This is a genomic window from Psychrobacter sp. DAB_AL62B (assembly GCF_028895345.1).
Taxonomy (GTDB): domain Bacteria; phylum Pseudomonadota; class Gammaproteobacteria; order Pseudomonadales; family Moraxellaceae; genus Psychrobacter.
Genome location: NZ_SAXC01000004.1, coordinates 126,241 through 150,464, shown reverse-complemented (window position 1 = coordinate 150,464; position 24,224 = coordinate 126,241). Strand labels below are relative to the sequence as shown.

Here is a 24,224-nt window from a genome sequence, read left to right as displayed (position 1 = left end):
CGCTATATTTATGCTCATTTTGAGTTTAAATAAACAATATTTATCATAATATACGCATATATTAAGTAAAAACACGCAAAAATAAGGGTTAAAAATGACAGCTAAACAAGAGCCAGCATTGGCTGAGGTATTGCTTAAACCTTTGGTTGAGGTCGCATTAACTGAAGATTTGGGCAGACGCGGTGATGTCACGTCACAAGCAACCATTCCAGCCGACATGCAAGCGCAATTACAGATTAAAGCAAGACAAGCAGGCGTGATATGCGGCATGGATTTAGCGCGCTTATCTTTTGCCTTAATTGATGCGCAGATAGAATTTATTGCTCAAGTCAATGACGGTGACACGGTTGATGCTGGCGCGGTGTTGGCGATTGTTCGTGGTAATGCGCGAAATTTGCTGACTGCCGAGCGTACGGCACTTAACTTTATGACCCATCTGAGTGGCATTGCGACAGATACTAAAAAGATTGTCGATAGCGTGGCAGAATATCCTGCCCAAATTACCTGTACGCGTAAAACCATTCCGGGCTTGCGTATCGTACAAAAATACGCCGTACGCTGCGGCGGCGGACGCAATCATCGCTTAGGGTTAGATGACGCGATTTTAATCAAAGACAATCATATTGCCATTGCTGGTGACATCAAAACAGCTATTGAGCAAGCGCAAAACTTTGCTGGTCATCTGATCCCTATTGAAGTTGAAGTGGATACATTAGAGCAGCTAGAGCAGGCGCTCGATGCTGGCGTGAGCTTGGTATTGTTAGATAATATGTCGCCTGAGATATTGTCGCAGGCAGTCGAGATGTGTAAAGGTCGTGCTAAGACCGAAGCATCAGGCGGTATCACCCCTGAAACGGTACAAGCGGTAGCAAAAACCGGCGTTGACTTTATTGCGATGGGTTATTTGACTCATAGTACGACAGCACTAGATATTGGGCTTGATTTTAGCGCCTAAAGTTAGCACTTGTTTTTATGGTTTGAGCTCTGTAATGTTAACTTTATAGCTGGAATTACTGTTAAGCATTCTATTGAAAGGATAGATTGGTATTGAGTTTTTATGGATTTGGCTGGGTAAGAAAATTTAGGCAAAGTAATGATTTTATTAGCTTATCTGCCTATGATACAATGCCGTTGCTAACCGCCTATTAGGTCATCGCTGCACTCGCGCGATGGCCTTATCTTTTTGCCCGATTTGACCAATAGACAAGCGAGCGCTCAGTGAATACTGAAATTATCAAAATAATCTTAGCCTTTATGGTACTGATTAATCCCTTTGGCGCATTGACGTTATTTTTGGATTCGACGCGCGGTTACTCGATGAACAATCGACGTAAAGTCGCGCGCGTTGCTTGTCTAACGATTTTTATTACCATCAGTTTTTTCACGCTAGCAGGTGAAACATTACTAAAAGTCTTGGGTATCTCGATTGGCTCATTTCAGTTAGCAGGTGGCATATTGGTGTTTTTGATTGCCCTTAATATGATGAATGGTGATGGCAATCCGGTTAAACCTGATCAAGAAAACTTTGATGTCGATCATCTGCAAGGTGCGCCACCAACAATGGCAGCAGCGGTAGTGCCTATTGCTATTCCAATGATGATTGGACCTGGTGGTATTTCAACCGTTATTATTTATTCGTCACAAGTCTCTGGTATTTTGCAGGTCTCTGCGATATTGATTGCTGGATTGTTTATTAGCCTATTTTGTTATTTGGCATTGATGGCGGCAGGTCGTATCAGTCGTTTATTGGGTGATACGGGGCTGAATATTATGAGCCGAATCATGGGTATGCTACTGGCGGCGGTTTCTATCGAAATTATCGTTAATGGGCTACGCACTTTATTTCCTGACTTAATGTAATTGTTGTACTTTTCTCCTCCCTTATTTGTCTTTCATTTCTCGTATTCAGCTATTTTTCTTTATATTAAATCACTTCTTCTTATACGTTGTTTTCATTGTTTAGGCTGTGTAGAAAAATACAGCCTAAACAATGAAAATTCAACACGCCTTAAAAAACACCTCAAAAACCATCAATCAAGATAAGCCAATAATCGTTAAACATCATTAAATTAGAACGAGATGAAAGGCTGCTTAACGCCTGTGTTTTAGCGCTTAGTCATGGCATTAATAATTTCGATTAATCACCAAAAGTCTGCTCCTAAACGTCATTCATGAAAATATGTTATGATAGTGTTACGACAATATTACAGGAGTTCGTTTTGAGTAAGAAAAGAATAGCGATTTTAGGTGCAGGTCCAAGTGGTTTGGCACAGTTACGTGCTTTTGAAGCGGCTCGATTGGCCGGGGTAAAGGATTTACCTGAAATAATTTGCTACGAAAAGCAAAATGCCATTGGTGGCATGTGGAATTACAGTTGGCGTACCGGTTTAGATAGAAACGGTGAACCCGTTCATGGCAGTATGTACCGTTATTTATGGTCAAATGGACCTAAAGAATGTTTAGAGTTTGCTGATTATTCGTTTGATGAGCACTTTGGCGAAGCCATTCCATCATATCCGCCTCGTGAGGTTTTAAAAGACTACATCATGGGTCGCATCGATAAACAAGACATCCAAAAATACATCCGCTTTGAGTGCCCAGTGCGTTGGGTATCATTTGATGATGACACGCAAAAATTTACCGTCACGGTCATGAACCATAAAACGGATGAGCAAGAAGTTGAAGAGTTTGATTATGTTGTAGTGGCGACTGGTCATTTCTCAACGCCAAATATGCCATACTTTCAAGGCTTAGAAGAATTCCCAGGTCGTATCCTGCACGCTCATGACTTCCGTGATGCGCTAGAATTTAAAGGTGAGGACATTCTGCTTATCGGTAGTAGCTATTCTGCCGAAGATATTGGTACGCAATGTTATAAGTATGGCACTAAATCAGTCACTATTAGTTATCGCTCACAAGCACTCGGCTATGAATGGCCAGAAGGTATTAAAGAAGTTCCGATAGTGACACACTTTGAAGACGATGTGGCGCATTTTGCCGACGGTACTAGCCAAAAATTTGACGCCATTATCATGTGTACGGGTTATTTGTTTCACTTCCCATTTATGCCTGATGAACTGCGTTTGCAGACGCATAATTGCTTATACCCCGCCAATCTGTACAAAGGTATCTTTTGGCAGCCTAATCCAAAGTTGATTTACTTAGGTATGCAAGATCAGTATTTCACCTTTAATATGTTTGATGCCCAAGCGTGGTATGCACGCGATGTCATCATGGGCGATATCCAATTGCCTGACGTAGTAACCCGTGAAACAGACGAGCAACAATGGTTAGCAACTTATGCTAAGTGCCTCACCGTCAGTGATTCGATTGATTTTCAGGCAAGCTATATCCGTGATTTAACCAATGCCACTGATTACCCAGAGTTTGCGGTTGAAAAGCAAGGCGAAATCTTAAAGGAATGGCAAAAGGATAAAGCCGAAGATATCATGACCTTTAGAGAAAAGGCTTATCGTTCCACGTTGACTGGTACGCTATCACCTGAGTTGCCAGAGCCTTGGTTAGATATTCTTGATGATTCGCTAGAGCACTTTCTGAACTTAACCTTTGTTAAGCCTAAAAAACGTAAAAAGGCGTCATAGTCTATATAATTTGTTAATAATAAAAGAGATACGTTTATAGCAACGTGCTACTGATACTAATTTTTCTTGCTTGCTGTTCGCATGCGTGACAGAGGCTGCAAAAATCAGTATCAGTAGCACGGCATCGTTTTTAAGTAGGATTGACTTAAGCATAAAGAGTTAAAAAAACCAAATACATTTAATAGATGTGTTTGGTTTTTTTATTTTTAGTTTAAATATTTCTAGCTATAAATAGCTGTTTTAACTTTGATATAAATGCCAAGCCAAATACAACATCAGTATGCCTACCAAAGCATCGAGTATATTCCACGCTTTTGGTTTGGCAAATAAAGGTTTGAGTAACCTTGCACCGTAGCCAAGCGCAAAAAAGAAAAAGAACGAGGCACTGACTGCACCCATCGCAAATGTAAGCTTACTACTGGCACCGGTTGAAACCATACCGACGAGCACCAATGTATCCAAGTAAACATGTGGATTTAGCCACGTAAAACCAAAGCATAGTAACAGCGCCTTTTTTAAGCTGGTCACGACTTGTCCATCGACGGTAAGCGCATGTGATAAGCGTACGCTGGCATACAAGCTCTGTAATCCATAGCCTAACAAAAATATGACGCCAGCAAACTTTGCGGTATTGACGACTTGCGGATAGCGTGCCGTTACTGCGCCAAAACCACCAACGCCAGCCGATATTAAAAGCGCATCACTCACGGCACAAAACAGACAAACAAAAAATATGTGCTCGCGTTTTAGCCCTTGTTTGAGGACAAACGCGTTTTGTGAACCAATGGCGATAATCAGTGATAAGCCAAGCAAAAAACCAGAACTATAATCGGTGATATTCATGACAGTCGACTTAACCTTTAAAAACCAAAACGGTGACGTTTGCTTACTGGCAGCGCCGGAAAAAGCTGTTAAGATAAGGGATTAATTGTTCGAATGCAATATTCCGAATGCAATATACAGTAAGATGCAACCAATCGTAAATAGGCGAGGAGCAGGGTAGGTCATGGTCATAAGTTTGACAAGAATGCTACAGTCGTTTGGGCAAGCACAAGATGACCTGCCAACCGTCGCTGCCAAAAAGGCTCAGCAAGCGGCTGCTAATAACCTTGCTAATAATGAAAGCGATGCTGCTCGTCGCGATACTGCTGACAAGCATGCCAATGCTGCAACGCTTAAAGCTTCACCGTCTATTGCTTCGCCACTTACCGAACCGCAGCGTACCGAACGTATTTGTAATGCCTTAGCACAAGTCAACGATATTCGGACGCCGACGCCATTGACTGATCGCTATTTGTCCAATCGCGCCAATATGCGACCGACCAATAGACCTCCTTTTGACCCAGATACCTTATGGTATCTCAAACATGGACGCTGTCCGATTATGACTGAGCTTGTTGATGTGGTCGATGAAGCCACCCTAAATGCCATGCCTATTGAGGCCGTCGCGATACTAGACCGAATAAATGGTAAGCTAAAACGCTATCGTGAGTGGAGTAGCGAGCTCAATGAGCAACAACAGCAGCAACATAATGAGCGGCAATTTGTCATTGATAAACTCGTGTCCGAAAGCATTCCTGAAGCGCTACATCATTACGAGCAGCTGCAACGTTTCAGTCCGCATCGTACGAAAAACAATGTGGTACAGGGTAAAATGACGGCAGGCGATATGTTGACTGATTTATTTTTAGAGATCGACTATGAGTTGGATGAGTTATTGGATGAATTACATCAAACCGTGATGAATCGTCTTGCTTCAACCCATCGTTATGTCAAAAGCCGTACGCAAAACTAACTGCTGACTACTTTAAATTGGCATTATCAGATTAAGCTAAGCTAGCGTCATTACACACAATCGACTCAATGCATAACAATATAGGGCTTTAATAGAGCCTTATTTTTTTGTTTAATAATAAGAGCTAAAATACAGAAGTGGTATTTAAAATAATAATAAGTTCTCAATCAATTTTGCCAGATAATAAGGACCATCTAATGACCCAAATAACTGCGATGCTTGTAATGTTTGTTTTATATGGGGTGTTACCAGCCGCTGGGTTATATCTCGGGTATCGGGGTATCAAAAAAGTGACTGCGCCCAAAATGCTCGAATATAAAGCGATGCCGCAATTGGGTTATATTCCTGAAAAAAGCCTACCAGAGGGAGTTAAAACAGCACTTACCCAAATAAATGAAAAAGGTGAGAAGCTGCGGGTCATATATGGCGATAGTAATAATGATGGTAGGATAGATGACAAAGATACCGTTAACGAGACCTATATCATGATTCAAAACTTGATGGATAGACATGTGCCGCAAGCAATAGCGGATTATCGTCGTTTACATGACTTAGATGGCGCACTGGCTGATAATACTAAAATTAAGCACTCTGATGTTACTGGCAAAGAGGCGCTGCTAGATGTGCTTATGACGATTAATACACAGTTTGATGACCTGCTTAATGCCTCATATCATCAAGATGGACAAAAGCTCCTAGCCACCAATAGATATTTACAGCAGCGTTTTGAGAATCCGGTAAACAAGGCCGATATACAGCAGCTTGATAGTAAGGCTACTGAGATCAATGCTATTAAAAACAATGCTATTGAAAACCCAACTGGCGAACGCGCTGATGCTGAAGACATTAAGCTTTAGATTGCGCACTATAATCAATCCACTATAAAATAAACACAGTGCTACTGGTATAAATTTTGCGCAGCATCTGTCTGCATAGGCACAGCAAGCAAGGAAAAGTTATACCAGTAGCACGTTATAACATTTATACTTATTTTATTTGGGACGGACTGTATAAGTACTAAATCATAAGTTGAATGATTGAATGATAAAAAGTGAGCTGGCATGAGTATATTAATAGGCGTTGGTGTCGTAACGACAGTGACCGTCTTTTATTTGAGTAGAAAAGGTTGGCACGCTCTGCATAAAGCGGTCGGTATTACGCCTGGCGTGCTTATTTATCAGGATGCTAGTGCACCACTATTGCTATCAAATATAAGCTGGCAACAGTTGAAGCTTAATAAAAAATATCTTAAATCCTTAGCAGACGAACAGCTTCATCAATTACAGCGTATTGATGAAAAGGTAAGTAACTATGAAGCATATCAAAAAGAGCTGCAAGCACAGAAAATGACACCTGCAATCAGCGAACAGCAGTTTGTATTGCATAAAATGTTGCACACACGTTTGCCCGAAATACTCAGTAGCTATTATCAATTAACGACTATTAGCTCAAAGGCTAAAAGTGTTAATAACAAAGCCCTAGCTGAAGCTGGCAAGTTGTTGCAAGAGATATTGGATAATATCGAAAAGCGCTTAGATAGCTTATTAGAACAAATGGAGCAGCAGAAATTACAGGATTTGCGAGTCATGAAAAGCTATATGGATAGTCACAATCACTAAGATTTTAGTAAATAGAGCATATTCCTTAACACCACATAATAAAAAGCTGCCAATGATTATTTATCACTGGCAGCTTTTTTATGTCTTATTCTAAATCTATAAAAGACTTAAAATAAATTTAGATTAACGCTTGTCGTTGCGGTCACGAGTATTACGTGTGCCGCGACTGGCAGGACTTGCACTACTTTTAGGTTTTGCGCTACTATTTTTAGTACCACCACTACGCGAACTGTTTTCAGTGCGGCGTGCTTTAAGCGGCTTGCTTTTAATACGCTCTTGCTTCTCTTTAGCGGCGCCATGAAGACCAGTACCATAACGTGGGCGTAAGCTCACTAGGTCTGTTAACGTATTAATATCTTTTCTATCTAGCTCTAAGAAACGACCCGTACGTAGCTCTTTTGGTAACGCAATATTACCATAGCTCGTACGTAATAGACGGCTGACTTTAAGACCTTGGGATTCAAATAGACGGCGTACTTCACGGTTACGACCTTCTTTAAGCTTAACATGATGCCACTTGTTGACGCCTTCACCGCCGCCTTCTTTGATGTCTTCGAACTTAGCCAAGCCATCTTCTAACATAACGCCTGTTGTCATCGCTCGTGCCATATCTGGGGTAACATCGCCCAGTACACGTACGGCATATTCACGGGTCACTTCGCTAGACGGATGCATCAAGCGATGCGCCATCTCGCCATCATTAGTAAATAGTAGCAGCCCAGTTGAGTTAATATCCAAGCGTCCAACCATTACCCAACGGTCGTGAGTTAGTTTAGGCAGACGTTCAAACACCGTTGGACGGCCTTCTGGGTCATTGGCAGAGCAAACTTCGCCTTCAGGCTTATAGTAAGCCAAGACGCGGCGGCGTTTCTCATTTTCGGAGGTATATTTAATCTGACGACCATCAACACGGATCTCATCACCTTGCTCAACACGATCACCGATAGTTGCAGGACCATTATTGACGGTTACACGGCCTGCTTTAATAACTTCTTCCATCTGACGACGTGAACCAAGTCCCATACGGGCAAGTGCTTTCTGTAGTTTTTCATCTTTCATAACGATTTCCTTGAATCGGTGGGTTTACATTTCTCAATGTATAAATTTGGACTGAGTATTATACGCTATTTATTAAAGCTATGTTTAAGAGAAATTTCTTTAAGGCTATTATAACTACCTAATAAGCGCTGCTTTACTAGGTAGTTATGAGAGAAATCACGATTTCCAGATTTTACAAAAAATGAATATAAATTGATTGTTGCTCTTACGTAATTTTTGCTAAAAATAGCCCATTGTTATTCAATATTTAATCACCTATGTTATTATGGCTTTGTTTTTTTGTGGCTAATGTAACCCTTTAGTATAGCTGTCTTAATTGGTTTTATCGGTGAACGCTACTTATATCTATGATTTATAAAGGTTTTTATATGCTTCTCAATTCATCAAAGCTATTAAGTGTAGCGTCTTTGCTAATGATTAGCCTAGTTTCAGGCTGTGCTAGCATTAATTCAGGGCTACAAGCAGGTGAGTTACCGCCAAGTGGCACCTACATCGCTGAAAATGGCCTACATTTTAATGTACAACCGTTAAGCCTAGCCACATTACCGCCAAAACAAGCCGTTATTCCTAGTAGTGACTTAGCACGATTAATAAAAACATCCGGTCGAGTAGACTATCGTATTGCTGAAGGAGATATTCTGGGTATCACGCTTGTCGGTTATCCAGAGATTGCGCCTCCTTTAACTAATAGCAGTAATACTGCCAATCCTTATGCAATAGGTTTCCCTATTGATCAGCAAGGCTACGTACAGTTTCCGCTAATCGGACGTATTAAAGCCAGTGGTCTGAGCGTGCCACAGTTTACCGCAAACCTGCAGAGTCAATTGCAACGCTATCTTAAATATTCAGATCCACAGGTTAAAATCGTTAATTATCGTGGTAATAAATTCTTTATTGATGGCGAAGTGAAGCAACCTGGCGAATTTGCAATTTCTGATACTCCAGTTTCGCTATATAGCGCGATTTCTATGGCTGGCGGTGCAACACCTACTGGTGACTCAAATAATGTGGTACTGAACCGCAAAGGGACAAGCTACAATATTGGACTACAGTCACTACGTCAAATGGGTGCTTCAGCCAATCAAATATATCTGCAAGATGGCGATTCTATTCATGTCAATAGCCAAGATCGTAATAAAGTATATGTCCTAGGAGAATTTGGACAAGTAGAGCCTGTAGCTATTAAAGAGCAAGGTATCAGTTTGGCGCAGGTTTTAGGTGAGTCTAAAGGACTTAACTCTAGTACTGCCAATGCAGCCAAGATATATGTCGTCCGTGATAATCTAAATACAAGGGGTACGGATATTTATTATGTTGATATGCAGACTATCACCAGCTTTGCGCTTGCCAATCGTTTTGAGATGCGTGCCAATGATATCATCTATGTTGATCCAACTGGCTTGACGCGCTGGAACCGAGTCATTAGTGCACTACTACCTTCAACTTCTGCAATTAGTCTCCTTTCAGGCTTATAGATAACAGGTAATAGTCGTTATGGCATTTGATAATATTTTAGTGGTTTGTGTCGGTAATATTTGTCGTAGTCCGATGGCAGAAGCACTATTAAAGCAGCGTTTCCCTAATAAAACTATTGATTCTGCCGGTGTTGGGGCTTTGGTTAGTTACCCAGCGGACCCAGCGGCACTAGAAATTATGTCGAAGCAGCAGATTGACATTAACGATCATGCTGCCAAGCAAATTGATGAGCACTTGGCGAAACAGGCTGATATTATTTTTACCATGTCAGACGGCCAAACTAAATGGATTGAAGAGCGCTGGCCTTTTTGCCGTGGTAAAACTTTTAAGCTTGGTCATTGGATGGATAAAGATATAGCTGATCCTTATAAGCATGAGATGAGCGCGTTTAAGACGGCATATCAAGATATTGTTGACGGTATAGCGCAATGGGCTGATAAAATTAGCTAACTTATATGAATAAACTGCTGTTATTGATAAACGACTATTATTAAAAGACTCATATTACTAAACGATTACCTTAAGTGATGAACCTACCGTTATGAATACAGATTCGAAGAATATATCAAGCCCTGCTTCTAAAGAAGATAATGACGAAATTGATTTGATGGCGCTGCTGTTTGCCATTTTGCGTGGCTGGAAAATCATCGTATTTTTTGCTGTATTGGGCTTGGTAATAGGGGTTTTATATAGCAGATACGTCAATCCTACTTATAAATCCGATGCCCTTATTCAGGTTGAGGAAAAATCTTCAGGTATCTCAGCGCTTGGTAGTGATATCTCTGAGCTAATCGGTTCGGAAGTCAGTAAGGCTCAGACAGAGGCGGAATTGATAAGGTCGCGTATGATCTTAGAGCCAGTTGTCAATTTATTACATCTACGGATTCGCCTGTCTGATCCTAATATTGGTGCTTTAGATAGAATAAAAAGTAATAGTACTAATACTCAGATAAATAAGCCTGAAGGAGTGTCTCTTAAAACTGAAGATGGTGAAATAGAGATTAGCCAGTTTAATGTCTCACAAGAGTATTTAAACCAATCATTTACCTTAACGCGCTCTGCGACAGGGTTTGTATTAAGTAATGGTTTCGACGACTTTAAAGGTCAGATTGGCAAAGCACACCAATTCAGAGGTACAGATGGTCAGATTCAAATCACAGTTAATAATCTTCCAACTGATGAATACCCAGTTAATATTACCAAGCAATCGCTTCAAATAACCACTGAGCAGATAAATAGTGCATTATCTGTGGTTGAAAAGGGCAAGCAGACTGGCATTATTCAGTTGTCTATGACTGGCGCTAATCAGCAGCAAACCAGTTTGATTTTAAAACAAATCGTTTTATCTTATATCGATCAAAACCAGTCGCGTGGTTCTGAAGAAACCACCAAAACCATTAGCTTTATGGAAACTCAGATTCCAACCCTAAAGAAAAAACTGGAAGATTCTGAAGCCATATTCAATGAGTTCCGTAAGAAATATGGCACTATCGATGTCGGTAAAGAAGCTGAGCTATTATTGGGAGAAAACTCTCAAATCGACTTGCAACTTAATGAGCTTAAGCTTAAAAAAGCGGATCTCACTACTTATTATACCGAAGAGCATCCATTGGTCATTCAAATCAATGAGCAACTTGCAGTGCTTAATGATAGAAAAAATGAGATAGACGATACTATTGCGGGTTTACCTGAGATACAAAGAGAGTTTTTACAACTGTCAGCTGATACTACTATCAACAGAGAGATTTATCTCACGCTGCTTAAAAATTATGAACAACTAAAAATTGTTAAAGCCGGTCAAATTGGTTTTGCGCGTATCATTGATTTACCTATTAGTACTTATCGAGCGATTGCGCCAAAGAAATTGCAAATTATGATATTGGCCATGCTGTTAGGAGCCATGCTTGGAACGATGCTCGTACTGCTTAAAAACATGCTTAGAAACGTGGTTAAAGATCCTGAACGTATCGAAGCTAAAACTGGTGTACCTGTGATAGCCACTATTCCACGTTCTCCATTCTTGACAAAATTAGGTAAGAATAAGAAGCTGCCTAATCGTTTGCTAGCTCATATTGATCATAATGGTTTAAGCTACGAAGCGATCAAAAGCTTAAGAACTAACTTGATGTTTGGTATGCCTATAGAAGGGCGAGCAGATCAGCGCGCAAAAGTTATATTGATTACGGGTGAAAGTCCTGGTGTCGGTAAGTCATTTATCTCTTCTAACTTAACTGAGGTATTTGCCCAATTAGATAAAAAGGTTCTCATTATAGATGCCGATATGCGTTTGGGTGAGCTGCATAAAGTATTTAGCATGAACCAAGATAATGGTCTAGCGGACTATTTGTCAAAAAGCAACTTATCACAAAGTAACTTATCACAAAATAGTAATATATTGCAGCAGACCGATATCGTACAATCTTTAGGCGATTTGACGAGTTTTATTCATTCGACGGGCATCGATAATATTGATTTTATGCCGCGAGGTCAGCATCCACGCAACCCATCATCACTATTGGCTAATGGTCGCTTTAATACTTTGATGACAGAGCTAAACCTGCATTATGATTATATTGTTATCGACTCGCCGCCAGTATTGGCAGCCTCTGACGCTATGATACTGGCGCAGCATGCTGATAAGGTATTGATGGTCACAAGATATGATGGCTCGATAGAGGGGCAGCTGGTTTATGCGGTCAATCAGATGAGTAAAGCTAATATACAGGTTGACGGTATTATTCTCAACGATGTACAACAAGGGATTATGAGCAAATATAGCTACCACTATAGTTATGCTTATGGTAATAATAATTAGTCGGTTTTTTAGAGCCTTTGCCTAAATTAATATCCTTTAAGTAGTTGAGTGTTATGTTCATAAAGTCAAAAACCAAAAGCGATTATCAATCGCTGAACGATAACAATGGATGGTTAACACAGATCGCTGAGTATTTGCTATCGCTTCCGCGTGGTATCAAGCGCACGGTGTTGTTAAGTATCGACCTTGTCATGTCAGCCGTTTGTCTGTTTTTAGCCTTATCTTTACGCTATGGCCATATCGCCCATGATATTAGCCCGGTGATATTGTTGGCTTATGCGGCGCTTCCTATTATAGGCTTGTATCTCATCGGCTTCTATAAAGGGGTAGCAAGAGGCTTTCTCGATACCGTCATGGGTAGTGTGGCGCAGTTGTTTTTTGTCCTTATTATTTTTTATGGGGTTATTATCTACCTTAACCCTTTAGAAAATATACCGCGCTCCGTTCCGATTATATTTTTGTTTTTCTTGTTTATTTGGCTGTGGAATAGCAGACTGACCATCCGTGAGCTCTTAATGCGTTGGCGCGGTAAGAATCAGCAGCGCTTAAGAGATGAAAATGGTTACGATAATGTTGTGATTTATGGTGCAGGCGAGGCGGGTAAAGACTTATTAGAAGGCTTAAGGAACTCACATAAATATAATATTGTGGCTTATATCGATGATGACTCACAGCTTACGGGTGCTTATTTACTAGGCAAAAAAATCTATCCTGCTGACGAATTATTAAGCTTGATTGATGAGCTAGACGTTGCTCAGGTATTTTTGGCCATTCCCTCTATCAGTCGCGCGCAAAAAAGACATATTATAGATAAGCTCTCAGGTATTGCGATAAAAATCAAAGAATTACCGAGCCTAGAAGAAATCGCTGACGAAAAAGTGACTGTCAGTAGCATGCGTAAGGTAGATATCTTGGATGTGCTAGATCGGCAAACAGTTGAGCCAGATGAAGCCCTTTTACGGCTAAATATTAAAGACAAGTGCATATTAGTCACTGGTGCGGGTGGATCTATCGGTAGCGAATTATGTCGCCAAGTGATCAAAAACCAGCCAGAATGTATCGTACTCTACGAGCTATCTGAGTTTGCACTTTATAGCATTCATCAAGAACTGATAGCAAAACAAGCTAGCAACCCTGCTTATAAAAACATTAAAATCATTGCCGTTATTGGTAATGTGACTAATGAAGACAATCTTCTTAGAATATTTAAGCTTTATAATATACAGACTGTCTATCATGCAGCTGCCTACAAGCATGTGCCAATGGTAGAGCACAATCCTTTTGAGGGTGTTATCAATAATACCAAAGGCACCTATCACTGTGCGCGAGCAGCTATCAAAGCCAATGTTGAAACCTTTGTACTTATCTCTACCGATAAGGCAGTAAGGCCTACCAATGTAATGGGTGCTTCTAAGCGTTTAGCCGAATTGGTCTGCCAAGGGCTAAGCCAGGCAAACAGCCAAACTTGTATCAGTATGGTGCGCTTTGGTAATGTCCTTGGCTCGTCAGGCTCTGTCGTACCCGTATTTACAAAGCAAATTGAGAAAGGTTTGCCGATTACCGTGACGCATCCCGATGTGACGCGCTACTTTATGACTATACCGGAAGCGGCCAATCTAGTGATTCAAGCAGGTGCAATGGCATCAGGTGGTGAAGTGTTCGTGCTTGATATGGGAGACCCAGTCAAGATTGTTGATTTAGCACATCGAATGATTCATTTAAGCGGTTTTGATATTAAAGATACCACGCATCCAGATGGTGATATAGAAGTTATCTTTACGGGACTCAGAGCGGGTGAAAAGCTCTACGAGGAGCTAATCATCGGTGAAGATAATATTGAATCGACGTATCATCCTTTGATCATGCAAGCGATGGAGCATAGCTTTCCATTAGATGAGCTTGAATCGGTATTATTTGAGCTGACTAAAAAGCAGAAACAATTCGATGTTCCTTGGTTAAAGCAGCAGTTTAAGCAGTTTGTAGCAGGTTATAATTCACAAGAAAACTAGGAAGTAAATAATGAAAAAAGTACTTTTGGTATTTGGAACACGTCCTGAAGCCATTAAAATGGCGCCTTTAGCAATAGGTTTAAAAGCGCTAGACGATGAGTTCGAAACTAAGGTATGTGTGACAGGTCAGCACAGAGAGATGTTAGATCAGGTTCTGAATTTATTTGACTTAAAGCCAGACTTCGATTTGAACTTGATGAAACCAGGACAAACTCTAGCTGATATCACCTCTGGTGTTTTAAAAGGACTTAATCAGGTGTTTGATGCTTGGCTACCCGATGTAATATTGGTTCATGGTGATACGGCAACTACGTTTGCTGCATCATTAGCCGCTTACTATCATAAAGTTAAGGTAGGTCATGTCGAGGCAGGTTTACGTACTGGCAATATATATTCTCCATGGCCCGAAGAAGCCAACCGGCAATTAACCAGTGTCTTAGCTCAGTATCATTTTGCTCCAACGCAAAATTCTTATGACAACCTTATTAAAGAAAATATTGATGCCGCTAATATTGTCATTACAGGCAATACCGTAATCGATGCTTTATTAACTGTTAAAGAAAAGGTTGAAACTGATCAAGAGATGCAAGCACGATTTGCACAGCAGTTCGATTTCTTGGATGCGGATAAGAAGCTTATTTTAGTAACCGGTCATCGCCGAGAGAACTTCGGTCAAGGGTTTGAAGATATTTGCTTAGCACTTGCTAATATCGCACAGAAAAACCCAGATGTACAAATTGTTTATCCGGTACATCTTAATCCTAACGTACAGAAACCAGTCAATGAATTATTATCAGGCATCGATAATATCAAACTGATTGAGCCTCAAGATTACTTGCCTTTTGTCTATTTAATGAATAAGAGCTATCTGATTTTGACAGATTCAGGCGGTATCCAAGAGGAAGCGCCTTCTTTAGGTAAACCAGTATTAGTCATGCGTGATACGACTGAACGCCCAGAAGCAGTATCAGCAGGGACGGTAAAACTGGTTGGCACCAACCCTGTTGTGATTGAAAGTTCAGTAATAGAGCTGCTAGAAAACCAAGGTTTATATAAAAAGATGACAGAAGCCCATAACCCTTATGGAGATGGTACTGCGTGTCAGCAAATTATTAACTTTTTGAAGAGTGTCTAATATAATATAGGTAAAAATAGTAAATGAAAAATTCTCAATTTAGTCATATTTGTGTCATTGGTTTGGGTTATATCGGTTTACCTACGGCGGCTACTTTTGCAGCTTATGGGGTTACAGTCACAGGTGTGGACGTTAATGAATATGCCGTTGATATGATTAATCAAGGCAAGGTACACATTGTTGAGCCTGATTTAGATGCGTTAGTGCGAGATGTAGTGGCAAAAGGGAAGTTGTCCGCACAGACGACTCCAGTAGCGGCAGATGCTTATATCGTTGCCGTACCCACTCCATTTCAAGGCAATCATGATCCAGACTTAAAGTATATCGAAGCCGCCTCAAAAGCACTAGCACCATTCTTAACCGCAGGCAATCTGGTCATTTTAGAGTCAACCTCGCCAGTAGGGGCTACTGAACAAATGGCTGAATGGTTAAGTCAAGCCCGTCCAGACCTAAGCTTTCCTCAGCAAGCAGGCGAACAGGCAGATATCAGAATTGCACACTGCCCTGAACGCGTATTACCAGGAAAGGTACTACAAGAGCTCATTAGTAATGATCGTATCGTGGGAGGTATGACGACCAAATGCTCTCAAGCGGCTTGTGATTTATATGACGTATTTGTAGAAGGCAGCTGCGTGACGACGAATTCTCGTACGGCTGAGATGTGTAAGCTGACTGAAAACTCGTTCCGTGATGTCAATATTGCCTTCGCTAATGAGCTATCTATGATTTGCGATAAGCTGGATATCGATGTATGGGAGCTTATTGCCTTAGCCAATCGCCATCCACGAGTAAATATCTTACAACCAGGGCCTGGTGTAGGTGGACATTGTATCGCTGTGGATCCGTGGTTTATCGTATCTAAGACACCAGAGGAAGCTCGACTGATTCGTACTGCTCGTGAAGTTAATGAAAGTAAGCCTGAGTGGGTAATCGCTAAGGTGAATGAAAAGGTCATTGAGTTCCTACGAGATCATCCTGAAAAAAGCATTAAAGATGTCACCGTAGCTTGCTATGGACTAGCTTTTAAACCAGATATTGATGATTTGCGTGAAAGTCCTGCTTTGAATATTACCAAGAAGCTGGCTAAACAAGGACTGAATATATTAGCAATTGAACCTAATATTGATAAATTACCTAAAGGTATGCAATATAATATTAATTTAATTGGGTTAGATGAAAGAAATCAAGCCGATATTCACTTAATCTTAGTCGATCATAAAGAATTTAAGCTTGTAGATTTAAGCGATAGTAGATTTCTTATTGATACTAAAGGAATAACTAATTAAGATATTATAATGAGTACCATAAAAAAAGTTGTGAAGTTTGGTAGTGGAATAGTACTTGCACAAATAATAACAGCCTTTAGTATTCCTTTTTTATCAAGAATATACACTCCAGAGGACTTCTCTCTCTTTGGAGTATATTTTTCAATTGCATCTGTGCTTGTTGTTTTCGTAACCCTAAAGCTTGAAACAACTCTTCCTAAAGAAGACGATATAGCAAGTAAATTACCTACTGTCATAAGCGTTGCTTGGATAACCGCAATTCCAATACTTTGTATAGCGTTCTTAATATTGTCATTTTTGAATAGCCAATTCGATATTGTTTATATATTAGTAGCTTTTTTAATACTATTTGCTTCAATTACGTTTAATTTTTTTAATACTATTAATATATTAAATGTGAGAGAAGATCAAATAGGTGTTACAAATAAAGCAAGGATATTACGTAGTAGTAGTTCAGTCTTTCTACAAATTTCATTCATGTCTATAAAAGGTGGTTTATTCTTAGGTGAGGTATTTGCACGTTTCATTGGGTTGATATCATTATCTAGGAAAAGTTACTATAAAATTCATATTAGACAGTCTCTGTTTCTAATAAAGAGCAAAAATAAATATATTCAGTATGTAGTAACTTCTAGCTTTTTAAATTCTTTAGGCCTAAATTTATATCCTATATTAATTCTAAGGTTTTATGATCCAATACTAATTGGTAAATACTTTTTCATTCATAAGGTGTTAAGTGCCCCTGTAACAGTGATGGCACAATCGATATCTATTGTTTTATTGGGTGATTTTAAAAATATTATTAAACAGGATAAACGCAAACTAATTAATAAAATGCATAAAGTCTGTGCTTTGTTTTTTATTTTAAGTATATTGCTATTTGTTTTTATCGGTATAATATTTAAATACTTCGAAGTATTTATATTTGGTGATGACTGGCTTGATATACATAAGTTTGTATTCGTACTAATCCCACTACTAGTTGGGCAGATTGCCTTTTCCCCTTTTTCTCAGTTATTAATCCTAGTTAAAGGTGAAAAGAAACAACTGTTATGGGACATTGTAAGAATGTTATTTATAACATTCTCAATAGTTTTTCCTGTTTACTTTAAAATTGATAATGCTTTCATGTGTAGTTTATTGTTTTACTCAATTTCAAATTTTGTGTTATATATAATCCATTATTTTTTATTAATAAAATCTATCCAGCGGTATAGCTATGACTAATGTATTAATGATATTGAAAACCCAAAGCTTAAAAAATGATCAGCGTATCCTGAAAGAGTTAGCCTCCTTTAAAAAGCTAGGTGCTAATGTAGATGTTTTCGTTGCGAAAGACTGTGATCTTAGCCAGTCTCAATTTAATTACACTTTATATGAAGCTAGAATATTTGGTGGAGCAGCACCTAGTAAAATGATAGTAAGAATTATAGGTATATTACATTTTTATATTAAAGCAATGTCCTTTATTTTATATAAAGATTATTCGGTAGTATGGGTTTGTGATCCCATTATGTTTCTATTGGTATTAGCTTTAAAGAAAATTAAACCAGAGCTTAAAGTGGTTTGGGACCATCATGAGCTGCCACCAAGTTGGTTTCTAGAAAGTAAATATTTAACAAATATATTTAAAATCGCATATAGAAAAACAGATATAGTGATTCATGCTAATAAATATAGGCAAGATTTTTTAGAAAAACATTTAAATGTAAAAGCTAGAAAGTCATATATAATTAGTAATTATCCAGATGCTAATAATACTGATGAAGCTGAACTTACTCATGAAGCTGAGTGTTGGATTAAAAATGCAGGTAGTTTTGTGTATTTACAAAATAGTTTACAAGAAAATAGATATGGTTTTGAGACCATAACTGCACTTTTAGAGTCTGGATATAAAGTGTTTCATGCTGGGAAAATAAATAAAGTATTTTTAGATAAATATAAATTATATAGTAATGATTTATATTTATCTGGATACTTAAATATAAATCAGATAAATAGGGTTTTGAATAAATGCGATTTTACAGTTATTTTTTATAAACAAAATTCTTTAAATCAAATATACTGTGATGCTAATCGCCTATACCAAGCTATGTCTCTTGGTGTGCCAGTTATAATTGGTAATAATCCAACTTTAGTCGGAACTACATCTGATTATAATGATGTCTTAGTCTTAGATAATATTAATAGGCATTCGATAAAAGAGATTGTTAATGAAGTAGGTTTCAAACAGTTGATAAGAAAACCTGAAGTTTTGAAATGGTCTGAGTATGATGATTTTTTTCAGGAAATACTAATCTAATGAAGAGATTGTTAATTAGCTCGATATCTATTATCCTTCTATTGTTTTTAATCTCATATATATATATATATTATGTAATAATAGAGTATGATTATTGGTTTTATATAAACCCTGATATTAAGAAGGGTTTGTTTGTATTTTATTTGGTACCCGTAATAATAGGTATTTTTATAAGAAAGTCTATAAAAAAACCTTCTGATTTTTTAAGTTGGATTTATTTTTTCTTAGCCTGTATACCTACAGTGTCGTTAGCACCTTATTTGGCGAGTAGTTTTTATACAGGGTTTATAGTAAATTCCATAGTAGTTTTAGTAAGTTTCTTTCTAATATTTATTGGTGTTATTGATGAAAATAAAATTGTACCAAAAATTAAAGGAGTGAACTATAAAGCTATGATTATAGTTGTTTCTATAGTAACTGTGTTTTTTATTGCTTTACTTATTAAGAACTATAATTTCAATTTCGCTAAAGTTATAGATTTATCTATTTTTAAAGATGCTTATTTAATTCGTGATGAATTTCGTGAATCTAAAGCAAGTTCTTCTGCTTTAACATCATATGCTATTTTTTGGCTAGCTAAAGTTCTAGTTCCTTTTTTTATATGCTATGGACTGGCATTTAAGAAAAAATATTTTTTAATTATTGGTGTTGTTCTACAGGTAATAATATTTAGTATATCCGCACATAAAAGCTTTATATTTTCGGTATTACTAATTTTTATAATTTATATCCTTCTTGTATATAGAACTACATTCTATCAATGGATATCTGCCTTAACCTTGTTTTCTTTTACTTCTATTTTCTTATATAAAGTATTTGGTTTTAGTTTTCTTGTTGATGTGGTTGTAAGACGTGCTTTGCTTGTTCCTGGAGTTTTGTCTATTTGGTGGGTGAACTATTTTGATTCTCATGACTATGCCTATTTTAACAATAGTTTTCTGGGTAATTTTTTTAACGGTAATGATGGTTTAGCTGCGCCATTTCTTATAGGTAAGTACTATTTTGGTAATGAATGGACTTCAGCCAATGTGAATTTTGCTATTGATGCCTATGGTAATGGTGGTCTTATTATAGTTTTGGTTTTCTTGTTATTATTATTATTGATTTTAGTAGTTATTAATAAGTTTGCACAGGGTGGCAATAATAAAAAGCTATTCATTATATTATTTACTGTACCTACATTTTGGAGTTTTATTGAAACTTCTTTTGTCTCTGTTCTGGTCACACACGGTTTGTTCATAACTTTTATAATAATTTTATTTTTTAGAAAAAACGAAGAGAAATCATGAAAATACTTTACTTTCATCAGCATTTTTCCACTCCTAAAGGATCCGCTGGTATACGATCATATGCTATGGCTCAGAGCTTGATTAAAAATGGTCATCAAGTGACTATGGTATGTGGCTCATTTAGTAATGGACAGACAGGGCTAACTGGCTCCTTCGAGAATGGTATGCGCCGTGGCACTGTAGATGGGATCGAAATTATAGAGTTTGAGTTGTCTTATTCAAATAATTTAACTTTTGCACAGCGCGTATCATTATTTTTGAGCTTTGCGTATAAGTCTGTCAAAGTGGCGATGACTGAAAATTATGATGTAATATTTGCAACGACAACACCTTTAACAGCTTCTATTCCTGGTATTGTTGCAAAATGGCTACGCCGAAAGCCATTTGTATTTGAAGTGAGAGACTTATGGCCAGAGTTGCCAAAGGCAATGGGGGTAATAAAAAATCCTATTATACTAGGGTTGATGTCCGTATTAGAGTGGGTATCTTATCATTCAGCAGACCGCCTCATCGGACTATCTCCAGGTATTGTCGACGGTATCATAAGTCGTGGTATTAATAGAGAAAAAGTAGCTATGATACCGAATGGCTGCGATTTAGATATTTTTGCTATCCAACCAGACGGTTGGCGTCCTGAAGGCGTAGCAAAAACAGACTTGATGGCCATTTTTACGGGTACTCATGGTTTAGCTAATGGCTTAGATGCGGTTATAGAAGTAGCGTCAGAGCTAAAAAATAGAAAGCAACAAGATATCAAATTGGTACTTGTTGGTAATGGTATGAAAAAAACAGCTTTACAAAAAAGAGCGCAAGAGTTAAATCTTTCGAATGTCATCTTTCATGATCCTGTTGATAAAAAGCGGCTTGCAGGGCTCATGTCCGAAGCGGATATAGGACTACAAATCCTAGCAAATATTCCTGCATTCTACTATGGCACTTCACCTAACAAGTTTTTTGATTATATTGCTGCTGGTCTACCGGTCTTAAATAACTATCCAGGTTGGTTAGCTGAGCTCATTAAACAAGAAGATGCTGGATATGCCGTTAGCCCTGAAAGTCCTACTCAGTTTGCTGACGCTTTAGAGAAAGCAGCTTTGAATCGTGAAAAATTAAAACAAATGGGTAAGAATGCTCAGGCCTTAGCTAAACGCGAGTTTGATAGAGCCAAGCTTGCACAAAAATTTAATGATTGGGTTACTGGAGTGAAAAATGCTTAAACGACTCTTCGATATCACTGCTGCGACCACCGCTTTGGTCGCTTTATCTCCGGTATATGCCATCACTGCCTATAAAGTCAAAAAGAACTTAGGCTCGCCAGTGCTATTTCGTCAGACGCGTCCTGGTTTAGAAGGCAAGCCGTTTGATATGATTAAATTTCGCACGATGAAAGATGCGATAGATAGTGATGGCAATCCTTTACCTGATAGTGAGCGTTTGACTGATTTTGGTAAAGCCTTACGTAATAGCAGTCTTGATGAACTACCTGAGCTGTGGAATGTAGTCAAAGGTGACATGAGCTTAGTCGGACCACGCCCATTATTGATGGAATACCTGCCACTATATAGTAAAGAGCAAGCGCGTCGTCATAATGTACGCCCTGGTATTACTGGTTATGCGCAAGTGAATGGGCGTAATGCCATCGGTTGGGATAAGAAGTTTGAGCTCGATACATGGTATGTGGATAATCAATCATTGTGGCTAGATATTAAGATATTGCTTAAGACAGTCAAAAAAGTGCTTATCAAAGACGGTATTAGTGCTGATGGTGAAGCGACCATGAGTAAGTTTACAGGAAGTAAATAATTAAAAAAAGGAAGTAAAATGCAGCAATTAATCGGTATATATGGTGCAAGTGGTTTTGGTAGAGAGTTATTGCCTTTGGTACGTGAGCAATACCCAAAAGCAAGTCTATGTTTTGTAGATGATGGATCAGAAGATAAAGAACTAAATGGCTATAAGATTTATAACTATGAAGACTATTTAAGCTTAGCGTATCAAGATAAGTCGGTAGTTTTGGCTATTGCGGATAGTAAGATTCGAGAGGTTTTAATAGCTAAATGTAGCAAAAATAATCTAGCTGTTTTATCAGTAAAAGCCTCTAACACTATTGTATTAGATAACGTTGAAATAGGCGAAGGTTCGGTATTATGTCATTTCACCCAATTGACATCAAATATTAAAATTGGTAAGCAATTCCACGCTAATATTTATAGTTATATTGCTCACGATTGCGTGATTGGCGATTATGTTACCTTTGCCCCACGCGTCAGCTGTAATGGCAATATTCATATTCATGACCATGCCTACATTGGGTCAGGAGCAGTTATCAAGCAGGGTACACCTGACAAGCCATTAATTATTGGTAAAGGTGCTATCGTGGGGATGGGTGCGGTGGTTACTAAAGACGTCCCAGCTGGGGCAGTCGTAGTTGGTAATCCTGCACGACCACTCCATAAATAAAAACTCAGAATCAAATATTTCGTTATAAGTTATTAATCGTCAATGATGAATCATCAATTATAAATAAGTACCATCGAGGTAACCATGTTAAACACCCCATTTTCACCTTGGCCAAGCTTTACTCAACAAGAGGCTGATGCTGTCAGCCAAGTATTACTATCCAATAAGGTGAATTATTGGACAGGGCAAGAGTGTCGTCAGTTTGAGACTGAGTTTGCTGAGTGGGGAGACAGTAAGTATGCGATTGCCATGGGTAATGGTACGTTGGCATTAGACGTTGCCCTACAAGCGTTAGAAATCGGTGCAGGCGACGAAGTGATCGTCACTCCGCGCACCTTTATCGCAAGTATCTCATCGGTGGTGAATGCGGGCGCAACGCCTGTTTTTGCGGAGGTTGATGAAGCAACCGGTAATATCACCCCTGAATCGATCGCGGCTGTATTGACGAATAAAACTAAAGGTATCGTCTGTGTGCATTTGGCAGGCTGGCCTTGTGATATGGATGGCATCATGGCATTGGCAGATAAGCATAATCTATATGTTATCGAAGACTGTGCGCAGGCACATGGTGCGCGTTATAAAGGTCGTAGCGTTGGTAGCATTGGGCATATCGGTGCTTGGAGCTTTTGCCAAGATAAGATTATGACCACAGGTGGTGAGGGCGGTATGGTCACTACCAATGATGAGCAGTTATGGCGCAAGATGTGGGCGTATAAAGACCATGGTAAAAGCTACGCCGCTGTTTATGAAGCGGAACATCCACCGGGCTATCGCTGGTTACATGAAAGTTTTGGTACCAATTGGCGCATGACTGAGATGCAAGCAGTAATCGGTCGTATTCAATTAACTAGAATGCCTGATTGGACCGCCAAGCGTACGGCAAACGCTCAAACTATATTAGACGAGTGTGCCCCGTGGGAAGAAAAAGGCTATCTTTCTGTACCAAGGTTAGAAGCGTCACCGCAGTTGGGAGGTTCGACTCATGCTTATTATAAGCTTTATGTTTATGTACAAGCAGATAATCTACCTAGCGACTGGTCACGAGATCGTATTATTCATGAGATCAATGCGTTAGGGGTGCCTTGTTTTTCAGGATCAGCTTCTGAGGTTTATCTGGAAAAAGCATTCGATAATACCGGTTTACGACCACAGTCTAGATTGCCAATGGCGAAACAACTGGGTGAAACTAGCTTAATGTTTATGGTGCATCCGACTTTGACCAGCGCAGAGATTGAGCAAACGGTACAAACTATTAATAAAGTATTTACTAAAATACATAACCAATGATTTATTGGCTGTACAGTTTTATTATGTTACTACTGATTGATGTTTGACAGATAGCATTTATAATTAACAGCTGATAACCAAAGAGTGTTT

Annotated in this window: 21 protein-coding genes; 19 read left to right on the top strand and 2 right to left on the bottom strand. The window is 38.8% G+C overall.

The features are described from left to right. The first annotated feature begins 94 nt into the window (after window positions 1–94). From nadC to EPB74_RS07835, 3 genes are all read left to right on the top strand, one after another. Window positions 95–955: a carboxylating nicotinate-nucleotide diphosphorylase gene (gene nadC, locus EPB74_RS07845; RefSeq protein WP_274903713.1), complete on the top strand. Its 861-nt coding sequence runs from the start codon at window positions 95–97 to the stop codon at window positions 953–955. Window positions 956–1,218: 263 nt separating this feature from the next. After that, window positions 1,219–1,860, top strand: coding sequence for a MarC family protein (locus tag EPB74_RS07840; RefSeq protein ID WP_089555493.1), 642 nt, complete (start codon window positions 1,219–1,221; stop codon window positions 1,858–1,860). 359 nt (window positions 1,861–2,219) lie between these two features. After that, window positions 2,220–3,602: an NAD(P)-binding domain-containing protein gene (locus EPB74_RS07835; protein ID WP_274903712.1), complete on the top strand. Its 1,383-nt coding sequence runs from the start codon at window positions 2,220–2,222 to the stop codon at window positions 3,600–3,602. Between the two features lie 240 nt (window positions 3,603–3,842). Here the strand turns inward: EPB74_RS07835 and EPB74_RS07830 are convergent, their stop codons facing one another. Beyond that, window positions 3,843–4,445, bottom strand: a complete 603-nt coding sequence (locus EPB74_RS07830) for a LysE/ArgO family amino acid transporter (RefSeq protein WP_274903711.1) — start codon at window positions 4,443–4,445, stop codon at window positions 3,843–3,845. Window positions 4,446–4,629: 184 nt separating this feature from the next. Between EPB74_RS07830 and EPB74_RS07825 the strand changes: the two genes are divergently transcribed. The 3 genes from EPB74_RS07825 (at window position 4,630) to EPB74_RS07815 (ending at window position 7,016) form a co-directional block, all read left to right on the top strand. Next, on the top strand, window positions 4,630–5,397 hold the full coding sequence (locus EPB74_RS07825) for a hypothetical protein (protein ID WP_274903766.1): 768 nt from the start codon (window positions 4,630–4,632) through the stop codon (window positions 5,395–5,397). Window positions 5,398–5,594: 197 nt separating this feature from the next. After that, on the top strand, window positions 5,595–6,254 hold the full coding sequence (locus EPB74_RS07820) for a hypothetical protein (protein ID WP_274903710.1): 660 nt from the start codon (window positions 5,595–5,597) through the stop codon (window positions 6,252–6,254). Between the two features lie 204 nt (window positions 6,255–6,458). Further along, a complete protein-coding gene (locus EPB74_RS07815; protein ID WP_274903709.1) occupies window positions 6,459–7,016 on the top strand; it encodes a hypothetical protein in 558 nt (185 codons plus the stop codon). Between the two features lie 123 nt (window positions 7,017–7,139). Here EPB74_RS07815 and rluB read toward each other — a convergent pair whose 3' ends face one another. Beyond that, window positions 7,140–8,075, bottom strand: coding sequence for a 23S rRNA pseudouridine(2605) synthase RluB (rluB, locus tag EPB74_RS07810; RefSeq protein WP_079691109.1), 936 nt, complete (start codon window positions 8,073–8,075; stop codon window positions 7,140–7,142). A 368-nt stretch (window positions 8,076–8,443) separates the two neighbouring features. Here rluB and EPB74_RS07805 point away from each other — a divergent pair, with 368 nt between their 5' ends. The 13 genes from EPB74_RS07805 to EPB74_RS07745 all read left to right on the top strand — a co-directional run bounded on the left by EPB74_RS07805 (window position 8,444) and on the right by EPB74_RS07745 (window position 24,134). Beyond that, window positions 8,444–9,550, top strand: a complete 1,107-nt coding sequence (locus EPB74_RS07805; protein WP_274903708.1) for a polysaccharide biosynthesis/export family protein — start codon at window positions 8,444–8,446, stop codon at window positions 9,548–9,550. A gap of 19 nt (window positions 9,551–9,569) precedes the next feature. Continuing rightward, a complete protein-coding gene (locus EPB74_RS07800) occupies window positions 9,570–10,001 on the top strand; it encodes a low molecular weight protein-tyrosine-phosphatase (RefSeq protein ID WP_274903707.1) in 432 nt (143 codons plus the stop codon). Window positions 10,002–10,092: 91 nt separating this feature from the next. Continuing rightward, on the top strand, window positions 10,093–12,366 hold the full coding sequence (locus EPB74_RS07795) for a GNVR domain-containing protein (protein WP_274903705.1): 2,274 nt from the start codon (window positions 10,093–10,095) through the stop codon (window positions 12,364–12,366). Between the two features lie 53 nt (window positions 12,367–12,419). Further along, complete coding sequence (locus EPB74_RS07790; RefSeq protein WP_274903703.1) at window positions 12,420–14,375, top strand: polysaccharide biosynthesis protein; 1,956 nt, start codon at window positions 12,420–12,422, stop codon at window positions 14,373–14,375. Window positions 14,376–14,385: 10 nt separating this feature from the next. After that, on the top strand, window positions 14,386–15,510 hold the full coding sequence (gene wecB, locus EPB74_RS07785) for a non-hydrolyzing UDP-N-acetylglucosamine 2-epimerase (RefSeq protein ID WP_274903701.1): 1,125 nt from the start codon (window positions 14,386–14,388) through the stop codon (window positions 15,508–15,510). 23 nt (window positions 15,511–15,533) lie between these two features. Beyond that, window positions 15,534–16,796 carry a UDP-N-acetyl-D-mannosamine dehydrogenase gene (gene wecC / locus EPB74_RS07780; RefSeq protein ID WP_274903699.1) on the top strand — a complete coding sequence of 421 codons (1,263 nt, stop codon included), beginning with the start codon at window positions 15,534–15,536 and terminating at the stop codon, window positions 16,794–16,796. A gap of 9 nt (window positions 16,797–16,805) precedes the next feature. Beyond that, the gene (locus EPB74_RS07775; protein ID WP_274903697.1) at window positions 16,806–18,023 is read left to right on the top strand and encodes a lipopolysaccharide biosynthesis protein; all 1,218 of its coding nucleotides are present in this window, start codon (window positions 16,806–16,808) and stop codon (window positions 18,021–18,023) included. Next, window positions 18,016–19,098, top strand: coding sequence for a glycosyltransferase (locus EPB74_RS07770; protein WP_274903695.1), 1,083 nt, complete (start codon window positions 18,016–18,018; stop codon window positions 19,096–19,098). Before EPB74_RS07775 ends, EPB74_RS07770 begins: the two co-directional genes overlap by 8 nt. A gap of 128 nt (window positions 19,099–19,226) precedes the next feature. Then, complete coding sequence (locus EPB74_RS07765; protein WP_274903693.1) at window positions 19,227–20,387, top strand: hypothetical protein; 1,161 nt, start codon at window positions 19,227–19,229, stop codon at window positions 20,385–20,387. Further along, on the top strand, window positions 20,384–21,604 hold the full coding sequence (locus EPB74_RS07760; protein ID WP_274903692.1) for a glycosyltransferase family 4 protein: 1,221 nt from the start codon (window positions 20,384–20,386) through the stop codon (window positions 21,602–21,604). Before EPB74_RS07765 ends, EPB74_RS07760 begins: the two co-directional genes overlap by 4 nt. After that, a complete protein-coding gene (locus EPB74_RS07755) occupies window positions 21,597–22,190 on the top strand; it encodes a sugar transferase (protein WP_274903691.1) in 594 nt (197 codons plus the stop codon). The genes EPB74_RS07760 and EPB74_RS07755 overlap by 8 nt, the downstream gene beginning before the upstream one ends. Before the next feature lie 18 nt (window positions 22,191–22,208). Further along, entirely contained in the window at window positions 22,209–22,847 is a 639-nt protein-coding gene (locus EPB74_RS07750) for an acetyltransferase (RefSeq protein WP_274903689.1), read from the top strand. 84 nt (window positions 22,848–22,931) lie between these two features. Further along, window positions 22,932–24,134: a DegT/DnrJ/EryC1/StrS family aminotransferase gene (locus EPB74_RS07745; RefSeq protein WP_274903687.1), complete on the top strand. Its 1,203-nt coding sequence runs from the start codon at window positions 22,932–22,934 to the stop codon at window positions 24,132–24,134. The last annotated feature ends 90 nt before the right edge of the window (window positions 24,135–24,224 follow it).

What these genes read in the sequence shown, in the direction of transcription:
- EPB74_RS07760 (WP_274903692.1), top strand. Translation starts at nt 20,384, where the DNA reads ATGAAAATACTTTACTTTCATCAGCATTTTTCCACTCCTAAAGGATCC.
- EPB74_RS07825 (WP_274903766.1), top strand. Translation starts at nt 4,630, where the DNA reads ATGCTACAGTCGTTTGGGCAAGCACAAGATGACCTGCCAACCGTCGCT.
- EPB74_RS07755 (WP_274903691.1), top strand. Translation starts at nt 21,597, where the DNA reads ATGCTTAAACGACTCTTCGATATCACTGCTGCGACCACCGCTTTGGTC.
- EPB74_RS07750 (WP_274903689.1), top strand. Translation starts at nt 22,209, where the DNA reads ATGCAGCAATTAATCGGTATATATGGTGCAAGTGGTTTTGGTAGAGAG.
- EPB74_RS07830 (WP_274903711.1), bottom strand. Translation starts at nt 4,445, where the DNA reads ATGAATATCACCGATTATAGTTCTGGTTTTTTGCTTGGCTTATCACTG.
- EPB74_RS07795 (WP_274903705.1), top strand. Translation starts at nt 10,093, where the DNA reads ATGAATACAGATTCGAAGAATATATCAAGCCCTGCTTCTAAAGAAGAT.
- EPB74_RS07770 (WP_274903695.1), top strand. Translation starts at nt 18,016, where the DNA reads ATGACTAATGTATTAATGATATTGAAAACCCAAAGCTTAAAAAATGAT.
- EPB74_RS07820 (WP_274903710.1), top strand. Translation starts at nt 5,595, where the DNA reads ATGACCCAAATAACTGCGATGCTTGTAATGTTTGTTTTATATGGGGTG.
- EPB74_RS07815 (WP_274903709.1), top strand. Translation starts at nt 6,459, where the DNA reads ATGAGTATATTAATAGGCGTTGGTGTCGTAACGACAGTGACCGTCTTT.
- wecC (WP_274903699.1), top strand. Translation starts at nt 15,534, where the DNA reads ATGAAAAATTCTCAATTTAGTCATATTTGTGTCATTGGTTTGGGTTAT.
- EPB74_RS07805 (WP_274903708.1), top strand. Translation starts at nt 8,444, where the DNA reads ATGCTTCTCAATTCATCAAAGCTATTAAGTGTAGCGTCTTTGCTAATG.
- EPB74_RS07745 (WP_274903687.1), top strand. Translation starts at nt 22,932, where the DNA reads ATGTTAAACACCCCATTTTCACCTTGGCCAAGCTTTACTCAACAAGAG.
- EPB74_RS07775 (WP_274903697.1), top strand. Translation starts at nt 16,806, where the DNA reads ATGAGTACCATAAAAAAAGTTGTGAAGTTTGGTAGTGGAATAGTACTT.
- rluB (WP_079691109.1), bottom strand. Translation starts at nt 8,075, where the DNA reads ATGAAAGATGAAAAACTACAGAAAGCACTTGCCCGTATGGGACTTGGT.
- EPB74_RS07800 (WP_274903707.1), top strand. Translation starts at nt 9,570, where the DNA reads ATGGCATTTGATAATATTTTAGTGGTTTGTGTCGGTAATATTTGTCGT.
- EPB74_RS07790 (WP_274903703.1), top strand. Translation starts at nt 12,420, where the DNA reads ATGTTCATAAAGTCAAAAACCAAAAGCGATTATCAATCGCTGAACGAT.
- nadC (WP_274903713.1), top strand. Translation starts at nt 95, where the DNA reads ATGACAGCTAAACAAGAGCCAGCATTGGCTGAGGTATTGCTTAAACCT.
- wecB (WP_274903701.1), top strand. Translation starts at nt 14,386, where the DNA reads ATGAAAAAAGTACTTTTGGTATTTGGAACACGTCCTGAAGCCATTAAA.